At 44.1% G+C, this 5069-nt stretch carries 3 protein-coding genes; 2 read left to right on the forward strand and 1 reads right to left on the reverse strand.

The window, feature by feature from the left end:
• Positions 1-136: 136 nt before the first annotated feature.
• Positions 137-2845: a putative LPS assembly protein LptD gene (locus tag VIP81_RS27695; RefSeq protein ID WP_331969101.1), complete on the reverse strand. Its 2709-nt coding sequence runs from the start codon at positions 2843-2845 to the stop codon at positions 137-139.
• Positions 2846-3096: 251 nt separating this feature from the next.
• On the opposite strand from VIP81_RS27695, the gene VIP81_RS27700 reads away from it, so the two are divergent.
• A complete protein-coding gene (locus VIP81_RS27700; RefSeq protein ID WP_331969104.1) occupies positions 3097-4329 on the forward strand; it encodes an N-acetylmuramoyl-L-alanine amidase in 1233 nt (410 codons plus the stop codon).
• Positions 4330-4457: 128 nt separating this feature from the next.
• Positions 4458-5069, forward strand: a 612-nt coding sequence (locus tag VIP81_RS27705; protein ID WP_331969107.1) for an MlaD family protein, incomplete at its 3' end; no start/stop codon positions are given.

Raw genomic sequence — 5069 nt, forward strand, 5'->3', positions numbered from 1 at the left:
AAAAAAGATTAGCGAAGATAAATGCGGATATCCACATTGGTCTTCGCTAATCTTTTTTATTTCTTCTAAAATCAAAAAAGTAAAATCTGGAAAATCATCTAAATCAGTATAATCCTGAGTAAGACAAAAAATCGCACTACAAATCGTAAAACTGTCTCGATCGGTTTATTCGCAGATCCCTCAGGATACCCGCTTTCGGGTTGATGGTAATACTAAACTGCCGGAAGGTACCAAACGGTATCAGGTTAATAGACATCTGCCAACAGTGCAGGTCACGCGAGATATACATGTTCGTATAAGCGATCTGCATATTGGTGAAATCAAAACCACTATTCAATCCGATCTTCCATTTTGGCGTAAGACTAAAATCACCGTTGAAACTAACGTATTGGGTGATACGCTTTACCACACCACCGGAATCCGGGATAACAGTATTGGTATAAGATAAGCTATAGGAAAGATCCACACGCCATGGAATATCAAAATCCACGTACTCGCCAGGATTGTTACGTACCATTGCCAACTGCCGCTGTTGTGCAGCAAAAGCAGCATCGGTACTCTGGGCGTTCTGTATAGAATCTATTGTTTGTTCTTTGTCTTTGCTCTTTTTATCCTTCGACTGGAACGAAGTACTCATGGAAATACTGGCGTTGGTTAGACGACCCAGACTGATCTTCCCTTGCTGCCAAACGTATTTGTCAATGCGGTTACCACGGGCATCAGTCTGATAAGGATCCAGGTTACCACTGGCGGAAATATTCAGTTTGTCGAACAAATTGGTACGGGCATATAAACTGAAAGTCGATAGCTTAAAGGAATCTGCCACCAGGTTATAGCTACCATTGATACCAAATCCATCCAGCAGTTTTATTTTTCGTTCATGGTTGCCAGTAGTATCCTTTTTCGAGAATACCTTCATCTCCAGGTTATTATCCAACCCGAAGTTCAAACCACCAAATGAACCCGGCGCAGGTACGCCAATAATAGCACCATCATATACAGATACCATGGACTTATCCCCTGCATTATTATACTGTAATTCCTTATAGAGGTTAGGGTTCAGATCCGGCCGGTAGCTGGCACTCAACGTAGGACGCATCACGTGGCGAATGGCTTTGATCTTGGAATTTTTGCCAAACGCATACATACCGTATAATGCGGTAGACAACGACATGCTGGTACTAATATCACGCGCGGTAAAGAAACCCGCCTCGTAAGCAGTATCAATTGCGCCATAGGTACCCTGTCCCTGATTAAATTTATTCGGATCCCAGGTACGGTTAAACTTCTTGGTATACCAGTATTCTGTATAGTTAATACCCGGAGATAACGTAAAGGTTTTAAACACCGGGATAGAGAACGAGATCGGAATATTGTGCTGCATGCCGGTTTGCATCGCGTCAAACATGGCCTGCTTACCAAACAGCGAATCTTTAAAATTAGCCTGGTTACGCAGTACGGTATTGTAGGAAACCCCTATTTTTTCATACCATTTGGGGCTGCCTATCAATTCTTTCCGCTGGAAAGGATAAATGGTATTCACCGTAAAGGTTCCATCCGGAAAGGAAATAGATACATCCCCGGTACTAAGGTTCTGAGAATGGTTCAAGCCCATCGTCAGGTTATAAGGCTTACCAATCCAGGTTTTGGAAAACGTAATGGAAGACCCGATGTTATTATTTACACGCGTATTATAATCATACACGTTATACTTATTATAGGAAGATGTACCAAAATTCACTGCCGCTCCGAAATTCACCCCCGGACGGGCCTTGCTGTCCATACTATGGTTCCAGGTAACCCGGAAATCCTTGGAGGTACTGAATTCCGACTTTACTGCCGGATCGCCGAAGCGGGTATTGGCAAAGCTCAGGTTAAGGCCCCCGTTATATCTGTATCGTTTGCGGTAGGTTGGGCTCCCCGTGAGGCTCCAGCTACCATACGAGTATACGTCTCCCCGCATCGTCAGGTCAAAATTGTCGCCCAACCCTATATAATATCCCCCATTTTCCAGTCCGATCCCCTTCTGTTGGTTTACCACATACTGCGGCGGCAAAATACCCGAACGCTGCCCCTGCGTGATAGGAAAAATGGCGAAAGGAATGTACAAAGGAGTAGGAATCCCTTCAATTTCCAGGTTAGCCGGACCGGAAATAACCAGTTTATCAGGGATAACCTTTATTTTGCGGGCCCGGAAGCTGAAATGCGGCGTATCCAGGTTACAGGTGGTATAACCATTTTTAAAGCCGAAGATGGTATTATCCGCTGCTTTTTTGGTCAGTTCACTATGAATGTAACCTTCTCCGTACTGAGACCGGGTATTATAGATCTTTGCCTTCTGGGAAGTAAAATTATAGCGGAGGGTATCCGATTCGAAACTTTGACCGCCGTCGTTCATGACAGGGCCGCCAAACAGTTTACCAGCGGTATCTTTGGCGTTGGTCGCCTCCAGGATACCGGTTTCCTGGTCGAAATTCATTTTTTCGGCAGAAAGGTCAATGGTTTTGTATTTTGTGTTGGCAGTACCATACAAATAAAAGCGTTTATCAGGCACCATCAGGATAATAGAATCCTTCGCTTTATAATTAACTGGCGCATCCAGCGTGTCTTTTGATATCTTTGGAACAAACAAGGTATCGACTGTCACCGATCCGCTGGTATCCGTTCCTTTTGACAACACACTGGTATCCACCACGGCAGGTGGATTAACAGCAGCTGGTTTGGTTTTACCGGTATCTTTCCGGATCACAGGGACTGTATCTGCCAAACTTTTGTTAAAAAACGATGCAGCGTGTGGCCTGGGGCCTGCTACTGCATCTATAATAAAGGGAATGGCAATGAACATACCGGCAAAAACCAGGTATGTATGTCGAAAAAACTTTTTATAATTATTTTTGTAGCTATTGTTCATGTGCTATGGCGGCCACAAACCTACAAGATTTTATACAATTTATTACAAATGGTAACTTGTAATGTTTGAGAACTGATATATAGAAAGGTGGTGTAAACGCGCTTGGAGCAAGACAATGATTAATTTAACAGATAAACTTATTTTTTTATTTTTTGTGATAAACAGCACCCATTAAAATGAGAATCATGCGCTGGAACCGATTTTGGATTTTAGGACTGGGAACACTATTCACCTGTACCTTTTTTATTCAGGCCAAAAATAATCCCGTTTCTACTAAACAGGATAAGCCTATACGAACGATTGTGATTGATGCCGGCCACGGCGGTACAGATCCCGGAGCCAAAGGTAGCTACTCTACCGAAAAACAGGTAACCCTCGAAGTAGCCCTGAAACTGGGAAAGATCCTGGAAGAAAACATGCCCGATGTAAAGGTAGTGTATACACGAAAAAGTGACAGATTTGACGATCCCCGCGTAAAAGCCCAGATCGCCAACGACAACAAAGGAGAACTGTTCGTGTCTATCCACTGTAATTCAACTGGTAAGATCCGTAAAGTAGTGGATTATAAAACCGTATACCGTAAAAAAGGAAAGAAGAAAATTGCCGTTAAACAACCGGTGTATGCCTACTACCCCAGCAATGCCAAAGGCACGGAAACGTATATATGGGCCACCAGCAAGAACAATGCTAAAATGGAATCCCTCAAACAAAATTCCGTTATCGTACTGGATGACAACTCAGAAGAAAGCAAACAACTGCTGGGAGATGATCCGGAAACATTCATCCTGCTCAATACCCTGCGAAACTCCTACTTCGACCAGAGCCTACGCCTCTCTACCCTTATTGAAGACGAATTTACCCGGGTAGGACGTATCAGCCGCGGCGCAAGACAAAGAAATGAAAAAGGTATCTGGGTACTTTCCGCCACTGCCATGCCCAGCGTATTGGTGGAACTTGGATTTATCAGCAACCCCGAAGAAGAAGACTACCTCAACTCCGGCAATGGACAACAGGAACTGGCCAATTGTATCTATAAAGCGATTAAGCGTTACCGTGATGAACTCGACAGGTTCACCAACAACCGCAATTCACAGCCAGCTACCACCAGCATCTCTTCTAAAAACAACAATACACATGCTTACCTGAAATCAGGAAAAAGCAGCGATGGCAAGCCTGTCAACCCACAACAGGATGACCGCTATTGTGTACAACTGCTGATCACAGATAAATTTTATAAACCAGGAGCTTCCATTTTCAGGAAGCTCCATGGTGATATCAACCGCCAACAGATTGTGATGAATAAAAAAAAACTAAACAAATATATGTGGGGGCGTTTCAAAACAGATCAACAAGCCTCGGGGGCCCTGCGTAAGGCCCGTAAACTGGGATTTAAAGACGCTTTTGTTACCTCCTGCTAATCTTCCCCACTCCCCCCGATACCCCTCTATTCTTTCCCCCCTTTCCTCTTTTTTATTACTAACATTTTTACACGATCACTTCCCGTGCATCCTTTTTGATTATTTTTGCGTGAACGTATACGAATCTCATGCTCAAATTATCTAATGAAACCAAAGTTGGTGTATTAACGGTGCTGGGTATAACCTTACTTGTGCTGGGCTTTAATTTATTGAAGGGAAAGAGCCTTTTTTCACATAATAAAACCATTTATGCTGTTTATAAGCAGGTAAACGGTTTACAACCGGCCAACGCCGTACAGGTGAACGGCTTAGTGGTGGGTAATGTAGCTAACCTGGAAGTAATGGATAAAGATGCCTCCAGGATCCTGGTAGCCATCACCATTACCAAAAAGATTGACATCCCACGCAACTCTGTTGCCCGCATCAGCAGCGACCTGCTGGGTACCAAAACAGTACAACTCGACCTGGGTAACGCCAGCGAATATCTGAAAAGTGGTGATACCATCTACGCCGCAGTAGACGGCTCCATGACAGATGCGCTGAAAGAACAGCTGAACCCACTGGTAAAAAAACTGGAAGGCACCCTCTCCAATATCGATTCTGTATTGATGGCTGTAAATGCCATCCTGGACACTACCGCGAAAGGCAACCTGCAGGATGCTATCCGCAACCTGAATACCACCATGCGCAATTTCACGCATACCTCTGCATCCCTGAATGGTATGCTGGACCCTAACAAT

This window comes from Chitinophaga sp., from assembly GCF_036566945.1.
Lineage (GTDB): Bacteria > Bacteroidota > Bacteroidia > Chitinophagales > Chitinophagaceae > Chitinophaga.